The organism is Fulvivirga sp., assembly GCF_040218215.1.
GTDB lineage: Bacteria > Bacteroidota > Bacteroidia > Cytophagales > Cyclobacteriaceae > Fulvivirga.
Genome location: NZ_JAVJQL010000023.1, coordinates 1 through 21,595, shown reverse-complemented (window position 1 = coordinate 21,595; position 21,595 = coordinate 1). Strand labels below are relative to the sequence as shown.

General features: G+C 37.7%; 24 protein-coding genes and 1 pseudogene. 8 read left to right on the top strand and 17 right to left on the bottom strand.

Going from position 1 to position 21,595, the window contains the following annotated elements:
* Window positions 1-5: 5 nt before the first annotated feature.
* Complete coding sequence (locus RIB54_RS15900) at window positions 6-2,258, bottom strand: ATP-dependent helicase (protein WP_350101803.1); 2,253 nt, start codon at window positions 2,256-2,258, stop codon at window positions 6-8.
* Window positions 2,259-2,424: 166 nt separating this feature from the next.
* On the opposite strand from RIB54_RS15900, the gene RIB54_RS15895 reads away from it, so the two are divergent.
* Window positions 2,425-2,994, top strand: a complete 570-nt coding sequence (locus RIB54_RS15895) for a DUF3109 family protein (RefSeq protein WP_350101802.1) — start codon at window positions 2,425-2,427, stop codon at window positions 2,992-2,994.
* Here RIB54_RS15895 and RIB54_RS15890 read toward each other — a convergent pair whose 3' ends face one another.
* The 12 genes from RIB54_RS15890 to pdxA form a co-directional block, all read right to left on the bottom strand.
* Complete coding sequence (locus RIB54_RS15890) at window positions 2,995-3,939, bottom strand: hypothetical protein (RefSeq protein ID WP_350101801.1); 945 nt, start codon at window positions 3,937-3,939, stop codon at window positions 2,995-2,997.
* Between the two features lie 73 nt (window positions 3,940-4,012).
* Window positions 4,013-4,453 (bottom strand): GNAT family N-acetyltransferase, encoded by a 441-nt coding sequence (locus RIB54_RS15885; RefSeq protein WP_350101800.1) that lies wholly within the window; start codon window positions 4,451-4,453, stop codon window positions 4,013-4,015.
* Window positions 4,443-5,096: a hypothetical protein gene (locus tag RIB54_RS15880; protein ID WP_350101799.1), complete on the bottom strand. Its 654-nt coding sequence runs from the start codon at window positions 5,094-5,096 to the stop codon at window positions 4,443-4,445. Before RIB54_RS15880 ends, RIB54_RS15885 begins: the two co-directional genes overlap by 11 nt.
* A gap of 105 nt (window positions 5,097-5,201) precedes the next feature.
* Window positions 5,202-6,554, bottom strand: a complete 1,353-nt coding sequence (gene accC / locus RIB54_RS15875; protein WP_350071099.1) for an acetyl-CoA carboxylase biotin carboxylase subunit — start codon at window positions 6,552-6,554, stop codon at window positions 5,202-5,204.
* 58 nt (window positions 6,555-6,612) lie between these two features.
* Complete coding sequence (gene accB, locus RIB54_RS15870) at window positions 6,613-7,089, bottom strand: acetyl-CoA carboxylase biotin carboxyl carrier protein (protein WP_350101798.1); 477 nt, start codon at window positions 7,087-7,089, stop codon at window positions 6,613-6,615.
* A 73-nt stretch (window positions 7,090-7,162) separates the two neighbouring features.
* A complete protein-coding gene (efp, locus tag RIB54_RS15865; protein WP_350071105.1) occupies window positions 7,163-7,729 on the bottom strand; it encodes an elongation factor P in 567 nt (188 codons plus the stop codon).
* Window positions 7,730-7,779: 50 nt separating this feature from the next.
* On the bottom strand, window positions 7,780-8,778 hold the full coding sequence (locus RIB54_RS15860) for a beta-ketoacyl-ACP synthase III (RefSeq protein ID WP_350101797.1): 999 nt from the start codon (window positions 8,776-8,778) through the stop codon (window positions 7,780-7,782).
* Between the two features lie 10 nt (window positions 8,779-8,788).
* Window positions 8,789-9,730 (bottom strand): phosphate acyltransferase PlsX, encoded by a 942-nt coding sequence (gene plsX, locus RIB54_RS15855; RefSeq protein ID WP_350071111.1) that lies wholly within the window; start codon window positions 9,728-9,730, stop codon window positions 8,789-8,791.
* A 10-nt stretch (window positions 9,731-9,740) separates the two neighbouring features.
* A complete protein-coding gene (gene rpmF, locus RIB54_RS15850) occupies window positions 9,741-9,932 on the bottom strand; it encodes a 50S ribosomal protein L32 (protein WP_155183536.1) in 192 nt (63 codons plus the stop codon).
* A gap of 24 nt (window positions 9,933-9,956) precedes the next feature.
* Entirely contained in the window at window positions 9,957-10,478 is a 522-nt protein-coding gene (locus RIB54_RS15845; protein ID WP_350101796.1) for a YceD family protein, read from the bottom strand.
* Between the two features lie 87 nt (window positions 10,479-10,565).
* A complete protein-coding gene (locus tag RIB54_RS15840; RefSeq protein ID WP_350071117.1) occupies window positions 10,566-10,952 on the bottom strand; it encodes a TerB family tellurite resistance protein in 387 nt (128 codons plus the stop codon).
* Between the two features lie 90 nt (window positions 10,953-11,042).
* Window positions 11,043-12,071, bottom strand: a complete 1,029-nt coding sequence (gene pdxA, locus RIB54_RS15835) for a 4-hydroxythreonine-4-phosphate dehydrogenase PdxA (protein ID WP_350101795.1) — start codon at window positions 12,069-12,071, stop codon at window positions 11,043-11,045.
* Window positions 12,072-12,164: 93 nt separating this feature from the next.
* Here pdxA and rsmA point away from each other — a divergent pair, with 93 nt between their 5' ends.
* The 6 genes from rsmA (at window position 12,165) to RIB54_RS15805 (ending at window position 17,154) form a co-directional block, all read left to right on the top strand.
* A complete protein-coding gene (rsmA, locus tag RIB54_RS15830) occupies window positions 12,165-12,941 on the top strand; it encodes a 16S rRNA (adenine(1518)-N(6)/adenine(1519)-N(6))-dimethyltransferase RsmA (protein WP_350101794.1) in 777 nt (258 codons plus the stop codon).
* On the top strand, window positions 12,929-14,287 hold the full coding sequence (gene mgtE / locus RIB54_RS15825) for a magnesium transporter (protein ID WP_350101793.1): 1,359 nt from the start codon (window positions 12,929-12,931) through the stop codon (window positions 14,285-14,287). Before rsmA ends, mgtE begins: the two co-directional genes overlap by 13 nt.
* Before the next feature lie 12 nt (window positions 14,288-14,299).
* A complete protein-coding gene (locus RIB54_RS15820; protein WP_350101792.1) occupies window positions 14,300-15,232 on the top strand; it encodes an NAD(P)-dependent oxidoreductase in 933 nt (310 codons plus the stop codon).
* A gap of 102 nt (window positions 15,233-15,334) precedes the next feature.
* Window positions 15,335-16,177 (top strand): pentapeptide repeat-containing protein, encoded by an 843-nt coding sequence (locus tag RIB54_RS15815; RefSeq protein WP_350071130.1) that lies wholly within the window; start codon window positions 15,335-15,337, stop codon window positions 16,175-16,177.
* Window positions 16,178-16,288: 111 nt separating this feature from the next.
* Complete coding sequence (greA, locus tag RIB54_RS15810) at window positions 16,289-16,762, top strand: transcription elongation factor GreA (protein ID WP_350071133.1); 474 nt, start codon at window positions 16,289-16,291, stop codon at window positions 16,760-16,762.
* Complete coding sequence (locus tag RIB54_RS15805; RefSeq protein ID WP_350101791.1) at window positions 16,762-17,154, top strand: HIT family protein; 393 nt, start codon at window positions 16,762-16,764, stop codon at window positions 17,152-17,154. The genes greA and RIB54_RS15805 overlap by 1 nt, the downstream gene beginning before the upstream one ends.
* On the opposite strand, the gene RIB54_RS15800 is transcribed toward RIB54_RS15805, so the two are convergent.
* From RIB54_RS15800 to RIB54_RS15785, 4 genes are read right to left on the bottom strand one after another with little or no spacing between them, the layout of a single operon-like run.
* Window positions 17,151-18,206, bottom strand: coding sequence for an NAD(P)H-dependent glycerol-3-phosphate dehydrogenase (locus RIB54_RS15800; protein WP_350071139.1), 1,056 nt, complete (start codon window positions 18,204-18,206; stop codon window positions 17,151-17,153). The genes RIB54_RS15805 and RIB54_RS15800 overlap by 4 nt on opposite strands.
* Window positions 18,184-19,875, bottom strand: a complete 1,692-nt coding sequence (locus RIB54_RS15795) for a 1-acyl-sn-glycerol-3-phosphate acyltransferase (RefSeq protein ID WP_350071142.1) — start codon at window positions 19,873-19,875, stop codon at window positions 18,184-18,186. The genes RIB54_RS15800 and RIB54_RS15795 overlap by 23 nt, the downstream gene beginning before the upstream one ends.
* Window positions 19,876-19,922: 47 nt before the next feature.
* Window positions 19,923-20,597 carry a hypothetical protein gene (locus tag RIB54_RS15790; RefSeq protein WP_350071144.1) on the bottom strand — a complete coding sequence of 225 codons (675 nt, stop codon included), beginning with the start codon at window positions 20,595-20,597 and terminating at the stop codon, window positions 19,923-19,925.
* On the bottom strand, window positions 20,594-20,833 hold the full coding sequence (locus RIB54_RS15785; RefSeq protein ID WP_350101790.1) for a hypothetical protein: 240 nt from the start codon (window positions 20,831-20,833) through the stop codon (window positions 20,594-20,596). The genes RIB54_RS15790 and RIB54_RS15785 overlap by 4 nt, the downstream gene beginning before the upstream one ends.
* A gap of 162 nt (window positions 20,834-20,995) precedes the next feature.
* Between RIB54_RS15785 and RIB54_RS15780 the strand changes: the two are divergent.
* Window positions 20,996-21,595 (top strand): annotated as a pseudogene (locus tag RIB54_RS15780) (hypothetical protein); the annotation flags it as partial.

The following is a 21,595-nucleotide window of genomic DNA, read 5'->3' as shown; positions in this document are numbered from 1 at the left end:
AACCCTTAATTCGGGTGTATTTTAAGTTTAGCAAAACTAAGTAATAATGTTTTTTCACCAAAGTCATCAAAATTGACCTTGGCTTTGCGGTTTGCACCAGATTCATCTATGGCTTCAACCATGCCGTATCCAAATTTAGGATGTTCTACCTTCATTCCTTTTTCGAGACCTGAAGTATCACTTGGTTGAAAGTCTGCAGGAGGTTTGTAGTTAGATTTGGACTTTACAACTTGAGAAGCTGTGGTCTTTTTCATACCACTAACAAAGCTCTTGGCATAACCTGCAGTGTTAACCGATTCGGTCACTTTTGCGCGCTCGTTAACTTTTATGTAATTAGGATCAATTTCGTCAATAAACCTACTAGGTTCACAATTTTTAAGCCTCCCAAAGCGATATCTGCTCAATGCATAGGTGAGAAATAGCTTGGTTTCTGCTCTGGTGATTGCTACATAGAATAATCTTCGTTCTTCCTCCAGATCAGCACGGCTGCTGAGCATCATTTGCGAAGGGAACAAATCTTCTTCCATTCCTACGATGTAGACATTTTTAAACTCAAGGCCTTTGGCCATGTGAATGGTCATTAAAGTAACCTTATCGTTGTCTTCATCTTTGTCATTATCTACGCCTGTCAATAGTGCTACTTCCTGCAAAAACGAACCTAAAGATTTGTCTTCTTTTTCAGGATCATCTACAAATTCTTTGACAGCATTAAGCAATTCCTGTACGTTCTCGTATCTATTTAACCCTTCAACAGTTTTGTCTTCATAAAGGTCTTTCATTAAGCCAGAGCGTTTGGCTATCTCACTGGCAGCTGTGTAAGCGTCCTTTTTTTCTATATCAATTTGGAAACCTTTTATTAGGCTGACGAAATCTTCAATGGCATTGGCGGCCCTACCTGGCAGGAACGAATTGATATTCTCAAGAACAACCCAAAGGTCAAGTCCCTGGTCGTTGGCAGCAACAACAATTTTATCTACTGAGGCATCACCAATTCCCCTTTTAGGGTAATTAATGATCCTTCTTAAAGATTGCTCATCGTTGGTGTTGAGCGCGTACCTCATGTAGGCCATTAAGTCCTTGATTTCTTTTCTGGCATAGAAAGAAAGACCACCAACAATCTTATATTTAATGTTCATCCTTCGCAGTGCCTCTTCTATAGCCCTGGACTGGCTGTTAGTTCTATATAGGATAGCAACATCACTATTTTTTAATTGATGCTGCATTTTTTCTTCAAAAATAGAGGAGGCCACAAGTTTGCCTTCTTCATTGTCTGAATTGGCACGAAGTAGTTCGATAAGGTTTCCTTCATCATTATCGGTCCAGACGTTCTTTTTAAGTTGCGCCTTGTTTTTGAAGATAACCGAATTAGCAGCCTTAACTATGGTCTGGGTAGAGCGGTAATTCTGTTCTAATTTGATTATTCGTAAGTCAGGGTAGTCTTTTTCAAAATTCAGGATATTCTGAATGTCGGCACCACGGAAGGCATAAATACTTTGAGCATCGTCACCTACCACACAAATATTTTGGCGTACAGCGGCCAGTCTTTTTGTGATTAAATACTGTGAGATGTTTGTATCCTGAAACTCATCAACCATCACATATTGAAAGCGCTGTTGATATTTGTTCAATACATCAGTATGCTCCTTAAAAAGAACATTGGTATTGAACAATAAATCATCAAAATCCATAGCCCCGGCTTTGAAGCACCGCTGACAATAAATCTGATAAATCTTGCCCAACTCTGGCTTCATATTGCTTTCATCGTCAGCCAGATAGATTGGGTTGTTGTTATACTCGCGCCATGAAATCAGCCTGTTTTTAGCTCCAGAAATTCTATTGAAAACAACATTAGCCTTGTAGACCTTGTCGTCAAGGTTAAGTTCTTTAACTATTGTTTTGATGAGTGATTTTGAATCATCAGCATCATAGATAGTAAAGTTGCTTGGGTAGCCTATTTTATCAGCTTCAGCTCTTAAGATTCGGGCAAATACTGAGTGGAAGGTTCCCATCCATAAATTACGAGCGTCTGAACCAACTACACTTTCAATTCTATCACGCATTTCTTTGGCGGCCTTATTGGTAAATGTAAGTGCCAAAATGTTGAATGGATCAACACCTTTTTGTTGTATCAAATAGGCAATTCTGAAAGTAAGTACTCTTGTTTTTCCTGATCCCGCACCGGCAATAAGCATGGTGGGGCCTTCGGTATTGACAACGCCTTCTCGCTGAGGTTCGTTAAGGCTATCTAAATAATCCATCCTATCAAATTAATCCCAATCCTTCTGTATTTCAAGAGGGTAAAGTTAATTCATAAATGGACTAAGTTCTAAAGGAGAGGAGATTTTAAAATGGAAAAAATCATTCGCAATAGACCTGTTACTTCGAGGTTTAAAACATTGATTTAAAAGGCCTACTTTTGCAGTTATGATCGAGCATGGGAAAGTAATATTGTCTGATGATATCAAGGAGCAGTTTTTTGTTTGCAACCTGGAGAAATGTAAGGGTGCCTGTTGTGTTGAGGGTGATCTGGGAGCTCCTTTAGAGAATGATGAATTACCTATTCTTGACAAGATTTATGATGCCGTGGCGCCTTACCTTTCTGAAGAAGGCAAAGCGGCAATTAATGAACAGGGAAAATACGTCCTGGATGAAGACGGAGAGTATTCAACCACAACGATTGGTGGTAAGGAATGTGCTTATGCCATATACGATAACAGAGGGATTTTGAAATGCGGTATAGAGCAAGCTTATCTTGATGGTAAAACTGATTTTAAAAAACCTATCAGTTGTCACCTTTACCCGATCAGAGCGAGAAAATATGATGAGTTTGAAGCGTTAAATTATGACCGCTGGGATATCTGTAGTCCGGCCTGTGGTTTTGGAAAGGAACTTGGAGTAGAGGTCTACAAATTTTTGAAAGAGCCTTTGATCAGAAAATATGGCCAAGTGTGGTATAATGAGTTGGTGCAGTTGATTGAGTCAGAGAAGGATTAGTTAAATGTCCGAACTATTTGTTTCCACCATCCTTTGAATTTCATGCAGTCGACTATCGAGTTCAGCTAATGATTCTTCAAGTCTTACTTTTATAGCATCCAGATCATCTTTTTCTGAACTCAACTCTTGAAGGTTAACCAACCCCTTGATCCTACAGAAAGGACCTCTTAACAAGTGCGCATTAAAAAAGGCATGCTTTTGTAATTTATTATTTTGCTCCAGCAGTGATTTTGTGCGCTGTTCAATGAGCATCTCAAGGTTTTGATTGATAGAATCTAGTTCCTCTTTTTGATTTTCTATAAGAAGTTTGGCATCATTAATCCTTTGAATATTGGATTCTATAATATGCATAATGTAGAATATCACTAAGTTGAACAATAGCCAATAGAGGATTCCATCGAAGAAGTAGTATCTGTAATTGACAATAGCCCGTGGTATGTCATTGTCAGAGTCAAAATAAACAAGCAATGCAGGAAAGGATATCATTCCTATAGCATTGATAAGCATAAACAAAGAAAAAAGCACCTTCTCATGTTTAAATGAAAACATTAGCTGGATGAGTAGTCCATGAAAAACTATTCCGAAAGGATAGGCTAACATATAATCGGAGGGAGAAAAAAGAAGTTTGATGGGGATAAGGTGTAATAGTAATGGCCAGACAATGATAAATAGGACCCTGCTTAATGTAGTTATTCCTTTTTTATTAAGATAAAGACCACAGAAACAAATTAAAATTACAATGGGAACTACAAATTGATCGAAGCGTAGTTGTGAAATAGGAATCAAATACGATTCTAAATCTATAATCATGAAAATGATATAGACTACAGGCAGCGAAATGAAAATAACATTTGAAAATACAACCCTACGGCTAATGTCGTCTTCATTTTCAGATTTAACTCCAAAACGACTAATCCTTCCTAACCATGCAGATATATTTTCCATCAATAAAACCCTGAATATTACAGACTTAACGCTTTCAATATAAGTTGGTTCAACGATAAATAAAAGTAAATCTCTATGTGGAAAGTTTCATCTTGTAAAGATCAAATCCTGCAGCCCAAAAGTCTTTTTTGATTTCCATTAGTTCAAACCCGGACTTTTGGTAGAATTTATAAGCTAATTGGGATGTCCTGACTTCTATGACCTTCACGGTATTCATCTTTTTTATTGTTTCAATTCTGTAGTTCAACAATTCAGAACCAAAACCATGTCCCTGGGATTCAGGATGAAAAAAATCCCATGAAATGCGAACGGTATCTGCTCTGTCAGTAGTGTTTATGCCACCCGCACCTACAATATGATGACTATCTTCTACTACATAATAATATTCCAGATGGTTCTCTAAATATTCTTCAAAATCATTGAGCTCTTCGGGGGCAAAGTAGTCAGGAATATTAAGCTTTAGGAGTTCTACCAGTATTTGCTTGTCATCCGGAGAGTAGGGTCTAATTTTCATTTGCCAAAGCGAGGGGGAGGTAAATGCTAAATTTCAGGTTCAATATATTGTCATTACCTGAATCTCCTAGTTCAGATATATTGTCCAGATAATCAGTTAAAGGATTGTAGAAAGTTGTTTGAATGCCTATACCAACTTCATTTTTAAGAAAGTAAGCTCCACCAATAGATGAAGGCAGCATCAAAGAAGAGCTTCTATAGCTTTCCTGTTCTGCTCTGGTGCCTGGCTGATCTTCCAATTTTTTACCAGATTCGTCCTTTGGAGTATATCTTATAAATCCAGCACCCTGGCTGATGTAGAGCAGCCATTTTGAGGTTTTAATAATATTATAGTGAACCTCATAATTGATAGCAAAAAAGGTGCTTTTAAAATAGTTGTTAGGCCCTGCAGGTTGTGATATCTGCGTATTTTCTTCAACATTTTGCTGATCACTAACAGAGCCAAAAGTTAACTGTATTGCTCCGTTTAATTTTTTCTTTTTGTTGAATTGAATACCTGCATGAAATCCAGCGTTCCATTGATTAAAATCACCCATATCACCTTTGTAGGTATTTGCATTTACGCCAGCAAACAAATACCTATCAGGAGCTTGTGCATTGAGCATTACGGGTAAGCCTAAAAGAAGTGCAACGAGATATTTCATACAACCGGCAAATTACAAAATTGGCAATATATCGCCAATGTATTGATGTATAACAAAAAAGCCCTGATGCAGAGTCAGGGCTTTTGAATATAATTTTAAGTATGCTTACTCAATTCCACTCATATCGAAAGTTTCCATAAAGGATGTAGTAAACTGGCCAGACTGGAATTTCTTGTCGTCCATTAACTTCAAGTGAAAAGGAATGGTTGTTTTTATACCTTCAATAACGAACTCACTCAAGGCCCTTTTCATCCTTGTAATTACTTCTTCTCTTGATTGGCCACTTACAATAAGCTTGGCAATCATTGAATCGTAATTTGGAGGAATGGTGTATCCAGCGTAAACATGGCTGTCAATTCTTACACCGTGACCACCCGGCATATGGAGGTTGGTAATTTTTCCTGGAGAAGGTCTGAATCCATTTGCAGGATCTTCAGCATTGATTCGACACTCCATAGCATATAAGTTTGGTGTGTAGTTTTTTCCAGAAATAGTGATGCCTGCAGCTACTTTAATTTGCTCTTTAATAAGATCATAATCAGTAACCTCTTCGGTGATAGGGTGCTCAACCTGAATACGTGTATTCATTTCCATAAAGTAGAAGTCACCATTTTTATCAACAAGGAATTCTACAGTACCAGCACCTTCATATTTAATAGCTTCAGCAGCCTTAACAGCAGCTTCACCCATTTTATCTCTTAACTTCTTAAAAGTATCCATCACTGGCGATGGTGTTTCCTCAAGCAACTTTTGATGCCTTCTTTGGATAGAGCAATCCCTCTCAGATAAATGACAAGCTTTACCTCTTCTGTCACCAACAATTTGTATTTCAACGTGTCTTGGTTCTTCAACGAACTTCTCAAGATACAATCCGTCATTTCCAAAAGCTGCACCAGACTCTTGTTTAGCATCATTCCATGCCTTCTCAAATCCTGCTTCATCTTTCACGATACGCATACCTCGGCCACCGCCACCGGCAGTTGCTTTTAGTATAACGGGATACTTGATTTTGGCAGCGATCTTCTTTCCTTCTTCAATAGACTTTAAAAGCCCTTCCGAACCAGGTATAGTAGGCACACCTGCCTTTTTCATGGTTGCTTTGGCTGTGGCCTTGTCACCCATTTTATCGATCATATCAGGGCTGGCACCGATGAATTTGATATTGTATTCAGCACAGACAGCACTGAATTCAGCATTTTCAGATAGAAAACCATAGCCAGGATGTATCGCATCAGCATTGGTTATTTCGGCTGCTGCAATTAAATTAGGAATGTTCAGGTATGAATCCTTACTGGGAGCTTTACCTATGCAGACTGCTTCGTCTGCAAACCTAACGTGCAAACTTTCCTTGTCGGCAGTAGAGTATACAGCTACTGTTTTGATGCCCATCTCACGACAGGTACGGATTATCCTAAGTGCAATTTCGCCTCTATTGGCTATTAATATTTTTTTAAACACAATCTTTCGAATTTAAAGGTTACCGATGTTTAAATAGGATCTTTTTCAGATCGAAAAATTATGAAGGGTCAACCAAGAATAGTACTTGATCATACTCAACTGGAGAAGCATTTTCAGCAACAACTTTCACAATTGTCCCCGACACTTCTGACTCTATTTCATTGAAAAGCTTCATAGCCTCGATGATACATACCGGCTGTCCTTTTTCAATCTTATCGCCAACATTAACAAATGAAGGGGAGTCAGGGTTGGGAGATCTGTAGAATGTTCCAATCATTGGGGATTTAACCTCAACATATTTGCTTGATGCAGATGCTTCAGCAGGAGCTGGAGCTGCGGTAGGAGTCGGGTTTGCGGGTGCTGCCGCAACTGGTGCCGGAGCTGCAGCCGGAGCTACACTTGCCTCAACGATTCTGTTTTGTACATCAGGCTCTCTTTTTATAGATAGTTTTAGCTCTTCTGTTTCAATCTTTACTTCGTTAAGACCTGTAGCAGATATAAAGTCTATGAGATCTCTTATTTCCTTTGTTTTCATTTTGTGTTCAAGTTTAATAAGGTTCGTTCAATATTTTGTTGCGTCTAATTAACTGACCTTGTGGTTAGCAATATTATTCTTTCACTCTCTCGTAATAAGAGCGTGATGTAGTTTCAATTTTAATTTTGTCACCTTCATTGATAAATAATGGCACATTTATTTCCGCCTCCGTCTCTAATGTAGCTTTTTTAGTAGCATTTGTTGCAGTATCACCTTTTAATCCTGGCTCTGTATAGGTTACTACCAGTTCCACAAATTGGGGAAGTTCACTACCAATTACCTCTTCCTTTTCAGCATGATAAAGCACATCAACTGCCTGACCTTCTTTCATTAAGTCAGCGTTTTCAATTGCGCCTTCAGGAACAAATGTTTGTTCAAAAGTACTGCTGTCCATTAGATGGTAGCCCAGCTCGTCTTTGTATAAATATTGGTGAGGTCTTCTTTCTATTCGAGCAGTCACAACTTTGTGCCCTGCTGAGAAAGTATTCTCTATTACTTTGCCTGATGTAAGGCTTTTTAATTTTGTTCTAACAAAAGCAGGCCCTTTACCTGGTTTTACATGTTGAAACTCCACGATAGTATACAAGTCGTGGTTATATTCTAAACATAGACCGTTTTTAAAATCGGCTGTTGTTGCCATGAGTTATAATTTAAAAATAAAGTTACTAATACGTTTAACAAATACAATTGCTACTTGGCATCGTAAGCCCATTTGAGGTAGATCGATCCCCATGTAAAACCACCTCCAAAGGCGGCAAGAACAAGGTTATCACCCTTTTTCAACTTTTTCTCATAATCCCACAATAATAAAGGAATGGTGCCACTGGTAGTATTTCCATACTTATCAATGTTCATCATTACTTTATCTTCTGTAACGCCCATTCTACTCGCTGTGGCGTCTATTATTCTCTTATTGGCCTGATGGGGGACTAACCAATCCACATCATCGGCTGTTAGCTGATTGCGCTCCATTATTTTGGCAGCGTAATCGGCCATATTGGTTACTGCAAATTTGAAAACAGTGGCACCGTCCTGACGTGCATAGTGCTCTTTGGCGTCTACAGTTTCGTGAGTAGCTGGATATGCGCTTCCCCCGGCTTTCATTTTTAAAAATTCAGCCCCTGTACCGTCACTTTTGTGAATAGCATCTATAATACCGTTCTCATCGGTGCTAGGTTCTAATAAGACAGCTCCACCACCATCACCAAAAATGATACAGGTTGTTCTGTCAGTGTAGTCTATGATAGAAGACATTTTATCTGCACCAAGCACCAAAACTTTTTTGTACGTGCCCGACTCAATAAATTGAGTGCCCGTTGTTAATGCATATATAAAACCTGAACATGCTGCCCCCATATCAAAACTAAATGCATTGGTAGCACCTATAGCTGCTGAGACCAGATTGGCAGTAGCTGGGAACACCATGTCGGGTGTTATGGTAGCGAAGATTACCAAGTCTATATCCTCAGGATTGGTATTGGTTTTTTCAAGAAGACCTTTTGCAGCCTCAATCCCTATGATTGATGTGCCTTTACCTTCGCCTTTTAATATTCTTCTTTCTTTGATTCCTGTTCTTGAAGTGATCCATTCATCGTTAGTTTCGACCATTGTCTCTAACTCCTGGTTAGTAAGAACATATTCGGGTACATAGCCATGCACACCCGTGATTGCGGCTTTTATTTTAGCCATAGTTTAAATTTTATTCTTCAAATTTTTCTTTAATCTTCAGGTGAATATTCGATTCTGCCATTTTTAATGATAGCAAAAGCATATTCTTAATTGCCATAGGGCTAGAAACTCCATGACCAATGACCACGTTGCCATTGACGCCCAAGATAGGACTTCCGCCAATAGCTTCATAATTAAACCTGTCGAAATAAGAATCTTTTATTTTTCTGGCCTGAAGTAGATCAAAAAATGATTCGGCCATTTTGAGAATGACATTTCCTGTAAACCCGTCACACACAATAACATCAGCTTTGTCGTTGAATAAATCACGACCCTCAATGTTTCCAATGAAATTTATGCCTTTGGTTATCTTGAAAAGTTGATAAGCGGCTTGAGTCAGAAGAGTTCCTTTCTGTTCCTCTTCTCCTAAGTTCATTAGCCCAACTTTAGGGTTGTCAATTTCGAATACGTGTTTAGCATATAGTGCACCTATCTGCCCGAACTGCAACAGCACATCTGGTTTGCAGTCGGCATTAGCACCTACATCCATAATTACACCAAAACCGCCATCTTCCTTAGGCATAAACCCCGCAATACCAGGGCGAATTACGCCTTCGACAGCCCTTATGGTAAACATAGCGCCAACATGCATAGCGCCAGTATTTCCAGCACTTGAAAATGCTTTTACTGCCCCAGCCCTTAACAAACCAAACCCAACACCTATGCTGGAGTTGGGTTTTTGTGATAATGCCTTTGTTGGGTGCTCACCCATCTCAATAATTTCATCCGCATGATAAACTTCTAATTTATCAGAGGTGATATTATACTCTTTGAGCTTGGCGTTTATAACATCTTCTTGGCCTACCAGAACGATAGAGGTGCCATCTGGTAATTCTTGGGCAGCAAGAGCCGCTCCCTGAACAGTACAGTCAGGGGCAAAGTCACCGCCCATTGCATCTAGTGCAATCTTCATAAGCTAAAGCTTATGCTAGAACTTCTTTCTCCATTACAACTTTACCTTTGTAGTAAAGTTTTCCTTCTAACCAGAATGCTCTGTGTGGTAAGTGAAACTCCCCGGTTGTAGGGCAAACAGCAAGAGTCTTAGCCTCAGCTTTGTAATGAGTTCTTCTTTTGTCTCTTCTCGATTTTGAGATTTTTCGCTTAGGATGAGCCATCGTATTCTATTTTAATTTAATTTTTTATTTCAATTTTTTTAATTTTTCCCAACGAGGATCGATATCAGTACTTTTGTTTTCACCTTCATCATTGTCTTTTTCGCTACTGTATATCAATTCATCGTCACCAGTTTCATCTTCAAATCTTGGGTGCAACTTCTTCATTGGTACTTCAAGGCCAATGAATTCGTATATGTACTGAGCCAGATTTATGCGTTGTCGATCACGAGTAATAATTACAATCTCGTCATCTAATTCCTGCTCTTCTTCTCCGTACTTGAAGATGATACTTGTTTCAATATGTAGAGGAAAGTCAAACAAATCCAGGCTTCTGTCGCACTGGAGTTCGATGCTTCCATCTATTGTCATCGTCAACTTTATGAACGATTCGTTTTTTTCAAGAGTTACTTTTACTTTGCCTTTTCCTTTATCAACAAAACTGTCTTCAAATTCGCCAAACAATGTATCATCAAATTCGAAATCGTATTGATGAGTAGCATTACTAAGTTTGTAGATGTCAATGTTGAATCTGTCTAGCACACGCATAGCCTCTCTCCAAATTAGGGTGCAAAGTTAATAAGATAAATCTGAATATTAAAAGATAACTTCTAAGCTTTTTGAATGTAATGGGTATTAAGTGTATTCATTTAATACCATCTTCTGAAGATCATCCCTTTGATGTTTGTAAATCTCGTCTCTCATAAACTCAACAACGTCTTTCTTAAAGCCAAGCTTTATGGCTATGTCTTTACAGAAATTTAATTCTGCATCAAATATCTTTTGATCAATTAACATTAGATCAATGCAGGCAAAAAGGTATTCAAATTTTTGATTGTCGGACAATGCGCCAAACGTGCCTATAGGCTCTGGATGTAGTATAAGCTCCTTTACATCACTTTGGGGAAAACCTTTTTTACGAGCTATCTCATATATTCTGTCACGTTCAAGATTTGAAAAATGCTTGTCCGAAACAGCAAGCTGTATGAGTATATTAAGTTGTTTCCGGGTGATTATATCCATTTCTCTAAACCTTGTGGGTAAAGTTAAAAGATTTGTAAATAATTTAGTAATAGCGGTAAGAATAGCATATATATGGTAAATAATAGCGCCTCAGCTCTCTTTTTTCTGCTCTGAGCGGTTTTTGAAAATATCATATGCCATAAATATAGCCTCTCTCATGGAGCTTTCATTGGCTACATTCTTTCCAGCTATGTCATAAGCGGTGCCATGATCCGGAGATGTTCTTATAATAGATAAGCCTGCGGTAAAGTTCACACCATTATTAAATGCCAGGGTCTTGAATGGTATTAAACCCTGATCATGATACATTGCTAATACCGCATCAAACTTTTTATATTCTCCTTTGCCAAAAAAGCCATCTGCCGGATATGGGCCAAAAATTAGCTTACCTTTATTTTTCAGCTCGTCAAGGGCAGGCTTTATCACGTTGCCATCTTCAGATCCTAAAAGCCCTTCTTCACCGGCATGGGGGTTGAGCCCTAAAACAGCTATCCTTGGCTTAGAAATCCCAAAATCAAGACGAAGTGACTCCTCCATGATTTTTAGTTTTTTAATGATCAATTCCTTGGTAATGCTTTGACTAACATCTTTTAGTGGAATGTGACCCGTAACGACACCAACTTTAAGGTCTTCGCTTGCCAGGAACATTAGACTGTCTTTGCCATTAAAGTTTTCGGTGAAGTACTCTGTGTGACCGGCAAATTTAAAATCTTCGGACTGAATATTATTCTTATTTATAGGCGCTGTAACTACTGCATCAATAAGTCCCTCTTTCAAATGCTCTACAGCTTTTTGCAAAGCTTTAAAGGAAGCTGTACCAACCTCAGGTGTCACGCTGCCCGCATTGATTTCTATCATTTCATCCCAACAATTGACAATATTTATTTTGCTGTTGGTGAATTTATTATCTCTGTAATGTGTGTAATTGAAATCATCTAAATCAAATGCTTTTCTGTAATATGAAATGGCCTTGGTAGAACCATAAATGACAGGTGTCATATAATTAAGAATACGATTGTCATTTAAGGCTTTGATTATCACCTCGGGGCCAATCCCGTTAATATCTCCTATCGTTATACCTATTTTGGGTTTATCCATAGCTGTTGAATGACTGCTCATTATTTTTAATAACTTTACTGGCTATTTTGTAAAGCTTTTTCACTTCTCTTAATAGTGGTGCAAGTTAAAGTATTTTCTAATTAATGAAAATGGATGGTAAGAGCCAAGAAACATCTGGGACAACATTTTTTGACTGATGAACTGATTGCTTCAGATATTGTCAGGGCGCTTTCTGATACAGATCCTAAAGCAGATATCCTGGAAATAGGACCTGGTACTGGAGTGCTTACAAAATACCTTATTGAAAGCTATCCAGATCAACTGACTCTTATTGACCTGGATAAGGAGTCTATAGATTTTTTAATCAAGAAGTTCCCTCATCTTTCATCCCGCATACATTATGGAGACTTCTTACATAAAAAACTTGACTATATTAAAACTGATAAGTTTGATATAATTGGCAATTTTCCTTACAATATTTCATCTCAAATTTTTTTTAAAGTACTGGAAAATAAAAACAGGGTTAATACTGTTGTTTGCATGCTACAATATGAGGTAGCCAAAAGGCTGGCTTCGCCTCCTGGCAATAAAGATTATGGCATCTTAAGTGTGTTACTTCAGGCTTATTATGATTTCGATTATCTTTTCGATGTAGAGGCACATGTATTCGACCCACCGCCTAAAGTCAGGTCGGGTGTAATACGCCTAAGGCGCAATAATGTTGCGAAATTAGACTGTGATGAAGTGCTGTTTAAGAAGGTTATTAAGCAAGGGTTTCAAAGCAGACGTAAAACATTGCGCAACGCATTAAAACCTCTAAGTTTGCCCCTACAGATTACTGAGCTGGAATTACTGAATAGAAGGGCTGAGACATTATCTGTTAATGAATTTGTAGGCCTTACCAATGAAATAACAAAGTGGAGCAATTAATTCAATTTGAACTAACTAACGAATTTCGTGAGCGCTTTCAACAGGCACTTAGTGAGAAGGATGTTAACTTCATTGTACAATCTCTGGAGGGTATCAAGCCTGCTGACATTTCCACATTGCTTTATGAGTTTAATTCTGAAGACTCTAAGTATGTATTAGATGTTTTAACCCCTGAATTAAGAGCAGAGATAATCAATGATCTTGATGAAGATGTAAGGGAGAAGTTCCTTCGGTCTTTCCAAACTCAGGAAATATCTGAGATAGTCAATCACCTTGATTCTGATGATGCTGTTGATATTCTTAATGAACTCCCAATTAAAGAAAGGGAAGAGGTTCTGGCAGGTATTGACAACTCAGAGAAGGAGGCTAATATCTTGGATCTGCTTCGTTATGACGAGGATGTTGCCGGTGGTCTAATGGCCAAAGAGCTTGTCAAAGCAAATGTTAACTGGACTGTTATTCAGTGTATTGAGCAAATCAGAAAGCAGGCAGAGCATGTGCAGAAGTTATACTCCGTATATGTTGTTGATGATAAGGACTGTTTGTTGGGAAGAGTTTCGTTGAAACGGATTATTCTGGCTGAAGACAATACTTTGATATCTGATATTTATGAATCGGACCTGGTAACTGTTGAAACCTATTTGTCAGAAGAAGAGGTTGCTCAGATCATGCGTAAATATGACCTTGAGGCGGTACCTGTTGTAAATGTTCAGAATAAATTGCTGGGACGAATTACTATTGATGATATTGTAGATGTTATTACTGAGCAGGCTGACGAAGAAAGACAGATGATGTCAGGTATTGCCGGTGATGTTGAAGAAGATGACAGCATTTGGGATTTAACAAAAGCAAGACTACCATGGCTTATCGTTGGGGTGTTGGGTGGTTTTATTAGTGCTAAGTTTATAGGTGTTTTTGAGAAGGAATTATTAAGAATCACTGCTATAGCATTTTTCATTCCACTTATTCAGGCAACAGGTGGAAATGTTGGAATTCAATCTTCTTCCATTGTTGTTCAAAGTCTAGCTAACCCATCAGCTTTTAGCGGTGGGATGATAAGAAGACTCCTTAAAGTGTTTTTGGTTGCCCTAATTAATGGACTTGTGCTGGCAAGTTTGGTTTACGGGTTTAATATAATTACTGGAGGGCCGAATACATTGTCGTTTGTTGTTTCACTTGCCCTTTTTTTTGTTGTTTTAATAGCTTCATTTCTTGGAACGGTTACACCGCTACTGCTTAATAAACTGGGATTTAACCCAGCTTTGGCTTCTGGCCCGTTTATAACTACAACTAATGACCTGCTTGGTCTGGCTATTTATTTTTATATTGTTCATCTACTACTTTAAACACTTCAAATTTTGAATTTCCTAATAATAGATGAGATGCACAGCAGTCTTATTCCATTACTTAACAGCATTGGAATTAAAGGTGATTATAAGCCTAATATTAAAAAAGAGGATGTTGCTCAAAAATTAGCTGGTTATGACGGGGTTGTGGTTAGAAGCAAGGTGTTTGTCAATAAGGAGTTACTGAAGTACGCAGATAATTTAAAATATATCTGTAGGGCTGGTGCTGGCATTGACAATTTGGACGTGGATTACATAGAATCAAGGGCGATAAAAATTGTTAATGCACCGGAAGGTAATAGAAATGCCTTGGCTGAGCATACTGTTGGTTTGCTTTTTTCACTTCTAAATAATATTGTAAAGTCTGACAAAGAAGTAAAAGCAATGCTATGGGATAGAGAAGGAAACCGTGGTCATGAGATTCTAGGTAAGACAATAGGCCTAATAGGCTATGGGTTTATGGGGGAAGCCTTTGCAAGTAAAATCGTCCATTTTGGGTGCCGGGTAATAGTTTACGATAAATATAAGAATGGTATAAGTTGTGAAGGAATAGAGCAGGTGGAACTAAGTGAGATATTTGAGGAAGCTGATGTTCTAAGTGTTCATGTTCCGTTGACAGAAGAAACCAGATTTATGATAGATGATGAATTTCTATCAAAATTTAAAAAACCAATATGGTTCATAAACACATCACGTGGGGAAGTTGCATCTTTAGAGGCAATCATACATCACTTATCTTCTAAAAGAATGTTGGGAGCGGCACTTGATGTAATTGAGAATGAAAAATTGAATACCTTTACTGAAAATCAAAAAATAACATTCGATAAGCTAAGTTCCTTTGATAATGTGATCCTGACACCACATGTAGCAGGATGGTCATATGAATCTTATCAACGAATAAATGAGGTTTTGGTGGACAAATTGAAAACTGAAATTTCTGCTTAAATGATTGAAAGTAAATTATATGTAGTTCATAATTTAAATTACGCTTTAATATGTTCTTCATTTTTAGTAATATAGATTATTGGCCGTTCCGGATAAACACTAATGATTAAGGAGAATAAGAAAAAGAAGTTAGAGGAGTACATCAACTCGATTATAGAGAAACCTATTCTCACTTCTTCTATTGTCCTTGCTATACTTGCCGTTATCGTACTTAGCTTCAGTCTGAAATACTACCTTGAGGATTTTGACCTATTCTTTGCTCAGGTTATGGCAGAGGCTCACGGTATGCTTTTCGATATTGCAGTTATTGGTATCCTCATCTTTTGGTTAAATAAAAATGGTGAGGTACGCCAGCGAATAAGGACTTATAAAGATGAGATTGATGACTTCCGATTGTGGGAATCTGAAGAAGCGGCTTTTAGAACAGTAGGTAATATTAAAAGGCTTAACAGACATGGCATTAATGAAATTAACCTGGTTAACTGCCATCTTTCAAGAACAAATTTGAATTATGTTAATCTTGGTGGTTCCAATTTAAATTCGTCAGATATTTCCAATGCCTTTTTAATAGAGACTAACTTGCAAAATACAAGACTGAATCAGACCAATCTTGAAAATTCAAATTTAAATCAGGCCAATTTGAAAGGAGCCTATGCCAGTGGTGCCAATTTTAAAGACGCTTATTTAATCAAGGCTCAACTGGAAAATGCCTTCTTAATTAAGTCTAATTTTAAGAATGCCTTTTTGATGGAATCGAACCTAAGAGGTTGTTATCTGACTGGAGCTGATTTTGAAAATGCCAGTTTATATAAAGCAGATTTGAGAGGGGCAAAAGGACTTACCTTGGAACAATTGACCAAGGCCAAAACGTTGTATTTGGCACAGTTTGATGAAGAAATACTAAATCAAATCAAGACTAATATTCCAGAGCTTGTAGGCAAATAGGTTTTTGGCATTCAGTCAGAATCAATTACATTTGTAATTCAAATGGATAAATAATAGAAAAAACGGTTACTCTGTGGCCGTTTATTTGTTTTTATAGCGAAATATATTTTTATGGGAAACATTGCATACTATACCAAAGAAGGTTTAGATAAGTTGAAGAATGAGCTTAATGAGCTGAAGACTAAGGGAAGATCGAATATAGCTAAGCAAATAGCGGAAGCAAGAGATAAGGGCGATTTGAGTGAGAATGCGGAGTATGATGCTGCAAAAGATGCCCAGGGACATTTAGAAGCTAAAATTGCTCAACTTGAAGAAGTTGTGGGAAATGCCAGAGTATTGGATGAAAGTACAATTGACACTTCTAAAGTATCAATACTTTCAAAGGTAAAAATCAAGAATAATAAGAACGGAGCTACTTTCTCATATACACTGGTTTCTGAAGAGGAAGCAGATTTAAAAGCAAGTAAAATTTCTGTACAGTCGCCTATTGGTAAAGGTTTGTTGGGCAAAAAGGCTGGAGACAAAGCTAAAATTCAAACACCGGGCGGAGATATAGAATTTGAAATCATTGAAATAGGAATCTGATGAGCTCAATATTTACCAAAATTATTAATAGGGAAATTCCAGGCTATATCATAGCCGAGGATGATAACTTTATAAGTTTCTTAGATATTAATCCATTAGTGTTGGGACATTGCCTTGTAGTTCCAAAGAAGGAAGTTGACTACATTTTTGACCTCGAAGATTCGGAGTTGCAGGGCTTAATAACTTTTGCTAAAAAAGTGTCCAAAGCTGTGAAGGCTGCTGTACCATGCAAGAGGGTGGGAGTGGCAGTAATTGGCTTAGAGGTGCCTCACACCCACGTTCATTTGGTGCCATTAAATATTATGGATGATATCAATTTTTCAAGGCCAAAACTAAATCCGTCAGCTAATGAACTGGCTGATGTAGCTGAGAAAATCAAAGCTGCGTTTTAAAGGAAATCAATATCTACATTGTAAGGATATCTCATTAAGAGCTGGATTGCCTTTTCTACAGGAAGACCTTCAAATAAAACCTCATAAAGGGCTTCAGTTATTGGAGCTCTTACTTTATGGTAGTCAATTATCTTTTTGGCTATTTTAATGGTGTTAACTCCTTCAGCAACTTCATCCATGCTAGCGATGATGTCAGTTAGAGTTTCCCCTTTGGCGAGTCTATTTCCAACAGTAAAGTTACGACTAAGTGTACTGTTGCATGTAGCTACCAAATCTCCTATTCCTGCCAGCCCTACAAAGGCTTCAACATCTCCTCCCATGGCTTTGCCTAAGTAAATCATCTCAATCATACCGCGACTAATCAAAAGACCCTTGGCATTTTCTCCAAGGTTAAGTCCACTGAGTATTCCAGAAGCTATGGCAATAATGTTTTTGAGTACACCTGCAAGTTCAATACCGATCAAATCCTGATTGCCATAAACCTGAAAAAAGTCATTCCTTAATAAATGTTGGCCAGCTTCTATTACCTCATTATAATGACTGGCAACAACCGTAGCGGCCGGTTGTCCCGCAGCCAGCTCTTTGGCTAAATTTGGTCCCGCAAGACACCCTACTCTTATCACAACACTTTCGTCCATGATGACCTCACTCATGGTTTTTACATTCTCTCTATTCAATATTTTTATGTTGTCCAAGGTTTCCCCTTCTCCTAATTCTATATCCAAACCTTTTGTGCCATGGATAAGAATGTGGTATGGATGAAGGTAGGGTGAAAGCTGCTGCATCATCTCCCGAAATGCAGACGAAGGCACAATTGGGAAAAGTATATCGCACGTATTTGCAATGTAACTTAAGTCGCCAGTAGCAGTAATGTTGGTATGCACTTTTTGACCACGATGCTCCTTATTTGTCGCAATTTTATTAATAACTTCCGGGTCTCTAGCATAGAGCAATACCTCACTATTTTGTGCAAGTATGTTCGCTATGGCCATACCAAAACTCCCGGCACCAATAACCCCAACGGGCTTTTTAGATGTATTTTTCGAGGTCATAACCATCCATTCTGTTGTGATAATAATACAGCGTACTTAAATCTTTGGTGATGATTTGTTTGTTTTTGTTCAAGAGCAGCGGCCTTCTGCTGTGATACATGCCAACATTGTCAATACCAAATTTTATGGCTTCATCTATAGGGTTTTTTAAATGTGCCGCTATATTAACTTTCTTCTTTTTCTTAAGCTTGAAAACCTCTTGTCTTATTTTACTAAATGACTTATAAAATTCATCGTAACTTATGTAAAGATCTTCCTCTGGTAGCCTTAAAAAGTCATAAAGGTCGAGCTTTTCAAACCTTTTCCTCCAAATTTGGAACGCCACAAATGCCACCAGATGACTGGCGAAGACCCTGTTAATTCTATGATATTCTTTAACTATTGTTTTTGAGAGACGAACAGTATATTCCTCTTCCCTTTGAAGATCAGCAGTGAGCTGCCCATTGCTCATAAAGTAGTCACGTGTATCAATAAACCTGCCATGCTTGTCGATACTATTTCCTTTGTCGTCAACGTAGTTTCCGAGCAGATCCATGCCACGACCAATAGAAACAGATATATCAGAGCCTTTGGTGAAGAATTTGATCATAAACTTGATCATGTTATAAGAAGAAGAATAGGCATCACTTTCTACATAGTATCTTTCCTGCCCCTTACTTGCCAAATATTCATTGATCAAGATGGGAGCCTCAAGCACAAAATTGTAGTTTATGGTAACGGGTACTATAAATATCTTCTTTCCGTCCTTATTAGGGTGATCCATAAAAATCTTACGTTGGGCTTCCATTGCCGTACCTAATAAACCCAGTTTAAGTGAAGATTCAATTTGTCCGGATCTGGATCGTGTACCTCCTGGAAAGAAAAGGCTATGGGCACCTTCCTGAATAGCAAGATTGGAATAGGTTTTCAATGCTTCTAAATAAATAGGATTCTTCTTTCTTCTATCTACTTTATAAGCCCCAAGGCTATTCATAAAATAGGCTAATATCTTAATGTTAAACAGGTTAAGGCCTGCACCGTAAATAAAGGCCGGTAAGCCTAAAACATGAATTATCCACCCTATAAGAATAGAATCAAGATTGCTGAAATGAGTAGGTACCATTACTACGGTACCAATCTTAGCAAGCTTCCTAACTTGTTTGGCTTTTCCTACTATCTGTATTTTGTCATTTAAAGAATATTCATTTCTGAAAAATGCTCCAAACCTTTTTACCCTTGTGGCATTTAGCAGTCGGGCAAAGCCAAATTTTATAATTTCCCTTGCGAGTCGATACCTGCTTTTTCTGAAATTCCCTGCTATTTCATCTGCATACCGATGTAAAATCTTTTTTAGAAGCTCTTCTTCCTTTTCGCGATGGTTGCCATTGCCTACTAGGTCTACTAGTTCATCTTTTATTTTATTCCAAAACCTTTTCTCATCCTCGGGATCAACCTTCCAGGGGTTTTGCCTGATCCTGAGCTGTTCTCGATAGAGTGTAGTTTCTAGTTCCTCTCTAAGTTCGTTTCTTTTAGGATTAGCGGCTATAATTTTTGAAAAGGCTTCATCTACAACCTTCTCAATAAACAGCTTTCTGTTTTTGCTTAATTGAACAACAGGCCACTCCTGAGTGCCAGAAAGAATGGGTTTGAAGGTTTTTTTCTTTTTCTTTTCGGTGCCTTTAGGCTTCATCTAGAATAAGTTAGAACGTCAAAGATAACAGAAAGAAGTGAATAGGGTTAACCGATTTTTTTTATTTGACCTAAAGGAATTTTTTCATAGACCACAGGCACTAATTTTTCATTCTTATCAAGCTTATATTTAATCTCAAAAGTCAATTCCTTAGGTAATATTTCTAAAATTACTTTTCCTTCTTCTTTAGAAGGCTTGCTATTACTAAGTATAATACCCCTTGATGGGGGCACATAATATCCTAAACTATTGGCTTCATCCCAGTCTTGATTGCCGATCTTAAAGTAAAACCCAATTTCATTACCTGATAAAGAGCTGCTAACAAATGCAATAAATGCCTTTAGTTGTGGAGTTGTTTTCTTTATAAATAAATCATATTCCTTGATGGGAGTTTCAATGCAAAGTGCCAGTCCACCTTCAATGCCATAATAGATAGAGAATATGGCTGCCATCATGATGCTCAACATTACCCAGTGGTTTAAGTAGTATTGAAACAGGCCCAATGCAGCTAATGGCCCGGCTATTCCACCCAACACTATTGGAATGAGGAATTTCTTCTGTTTGAATCCAATATTCTTTATCCAGTAGTTGAAAAATGAATAAGTCTTATTATTTAAAATAACATGCAGGCTTGTTGAAGTTAGATAGCTTATGTTTTTATCATCACCTTCTTTATCTAAAAAGCATTTTGCAATTAATTCTTCATCTTGATTGAAGGTCATAACGGTTCGAAATGCTTATTGATTATATCATTCATTGATCTGAAATTTTTCACCACCTCATTGTTAAAATCATCGGTTAACAAAGCATAAATGTCTTCCTCATTGGCCACATCGAATTCAGAAATTTTGAAGGTTTGTTCCAAATCACCCTGTTCAAATTTGATAAGATATTTGCCGTTCCAGTTGAAAACGGTTATCCGATAGTTGGGTTTATTGATTTCTTTGATTACTCTCATTCTTGAAATTTATGAAGTATCAAAAATAGTTATCATTGAGCATGATTTTTGCTATACTCAGGAAAAATAAAGGTCGTTTGTGACTTATTGATTATTTTTAGTAGTCAAATATCGAATCAGAAATCAGACAAGTATTATAATTAGAATTATAAGAAAAAAAGATTGAGACACATTAGATTAATTTTTGCGGCTGTGCTGCTTGCTGCTTTGGGCATTTCGACCCAGGTAAATGCCACCCATTTACGTGCAGGTGAAATTATTGTTAAAAGGGTCAACTGCAGTGGGTTAGCTTTTGATATTACAATTATTGTCTATACAGATAGCAAAACTGGTAATGCAAAATTTGGAAGTGGTGAGCTAAGGTTTGGTGATGAAAATGATCCGGATGAATTTTTTCGCTTACCCAATGAAATTCCAAATAACACTCATCTTTTTTATAACGAAGATGGCACCACAAGAAGTGAAACCTTTAACGAGGATTTGGGTTTGGATGTCTCTAAAGTTGCATTTACTATTCGACATACTTATGGCTCTACGGGCAAGTTTACTATTAGCTATGTGGAATCAAATCGTAATGACGGTGTGTTAAATATAGAAAATGGTAATTCAATTGATACACCTTTTTACATAGAGACGGAAATCAATATAGATAGTTTTTTAGGCTGCAACAACACGCCTGTGCTACTCATTCCACCAATTGACAGGGCATGCCCTAACGTGGCCTTTTACCATAATCCTGGCGCCTATGACCCTGATGGTGAC

What these genes read in the sequence shown, in the direction of transcription:
- RIB54_RS15800 (WP_350071139.1), bottom strand. Translation starts at nt 18,206, where the DNA reads ATGACCTCGAAAAATACATCTAAAAAGCCCGTTGGGGTTATTGGTGCC.
- RIB54_RS15805 (WP_350101791.1), top strand. Translation starts at nt 16,762, where the DNA reads ATGAGCTCAATATTTACCAAAATTATTAATAGGGAAATTCCAGGCTAT.
- greA (WP_350071133.1), top strand. Translation starts at nt 16,289, where the DNA reads ATGGGAAACATTGCATACTATACCAAAGAAGGTTTAGATAAGTTGAAG.
- RIB54_RS15890 (WP_350101801.1), bottom strand. Translation starts at nt 3,939, where the DNA reads ATGGAAAATATATCTGCATGGTTAGGAAGGATTAGTCGTTTTGGAGTT.
- plsX (WP_350071111.1), bottom strand. Translation starts at nt 9,730, where the DNA reads ATGAAGATTGCACTAGATGCAATGGGCGGTGACTTTGCCCCTGACTGT.
- RIB54_RS15845 (WP_350101796.1), bottom strand. Translation starts at nt 10,478, where the DNA reads ATGCGTGTGCTAGACAGATTCAACATTGACATCTACAAACTTAGTAAT.
- RIB54_RS15840 (WP_350071117.1), bottom strand. Translation starts at nt 10,952, where the DNA reads ATGGATATAATCACCCGGAAACAACTTAATATACTCATACAGCTTGCT.
- RIB54_RS15885 (WP_350101800.1), bottom strand. Translation starts at nt 4,453, where the DNA reads ATGAAAATTAGACCCTACTCTCCGGATGACAAGCAAATACTGGTAGAA.
- RIB54_RS15880 (WP_350101799.1), bottom strand. Translation starts at nt 5,096, where the DNA reads ATGAAATATCTCGTTGCACTTCTTTTAGGCTTACCCGTAATGCTCAAT.
- RIB54_RS15795 (WP_350071142.1), bottom strand. Translation starts at nt 19,875, where the DNA reads ATGAAGCCTAAAGGCACCGAAAAGAAAAAGAAAAAAACCTTCAAACCC.
- accB (WP_350101798.1), bottom strand. Translation starts at nt 7,089, where the DNA reads ATGAAAACAAAGGAAATAAGAGATCTCATAGACTTTATATCTGCTACA.
- pdxA (WP_350101795.1), bottom strand. Translation starts at nt 12,071, where the DNA reads ATGAGCAGTCATTCAACAGCTATGGATAAACCCAAAATAGGTATAACG.
- rpmF (WP_155183536.1), bottom strand. Translation starts at nt 9,932, where the DNA reads ATGGCTCATCCTAAGCGAAAAATCTCAAAATCGAGAAGAGACAAAAGA.
- RIB54_RS15790 (WP_350071144.1), bottom strand. Translation starts at nt 20,597, where the DNA reads ATGACCTTCAATCAAGATGAAGAATTAATTGCAAAATGCTTTTTAGAT.
- efp (WP_350071105.1), bottom strand. Translation starts at nt 7,729, where the DNA reads ATGGCAACAACAGCCGATTTTAAAAACGGTCTATGTTTAGAATATAAC.
- RIB54_RS15895 (WP_350101802.1), top strand. Translation starts at nt 2,425, where the DNA reads ATGATCGAGCATGGGAAAGTAATATTGTCTGATGATATCAAGGAGCAG.
- rsmA (WP_350101794.1), top strand. Translation starts at nt 12,165, where the DNA reads ATGGTAAGAGCCAAGAAACATCTGGGACAACATTTTTTGACTGATGAA.
- RIB54_RS15900 (WP_350101803.1), bottom strand. Translation starts at nt 2,258, where the DNA reads ATGGATTATTTAGATAGCCTTAACGAACCTCAGCGAGAAGGCGTTGTC.
- RIB54_RS15815 (WP_350071130.1), top strand. Translation starts at nt 15,335, where the DNA reads ATGATTAAGGAGAATAAGAAAAAGAAGTTAGAGGAGTACATCAACTCG.
- RIB54_RS15785 (WP_350101790.1), bottom strand. Translation starts at nt 20,833, where the DNA reads ATGAGAGTAATCAAAGAAATCAATAAACCCAACTATCGGATAACCGTT.
- RIB54_RS15860 (WP_350101797.1), bottom strand. Translation starts at nt 8,778, where the DNA reads ATGGCTAAAATAAAAGCCGCAATCACGGGTGTGCATGGCTATGTACCC.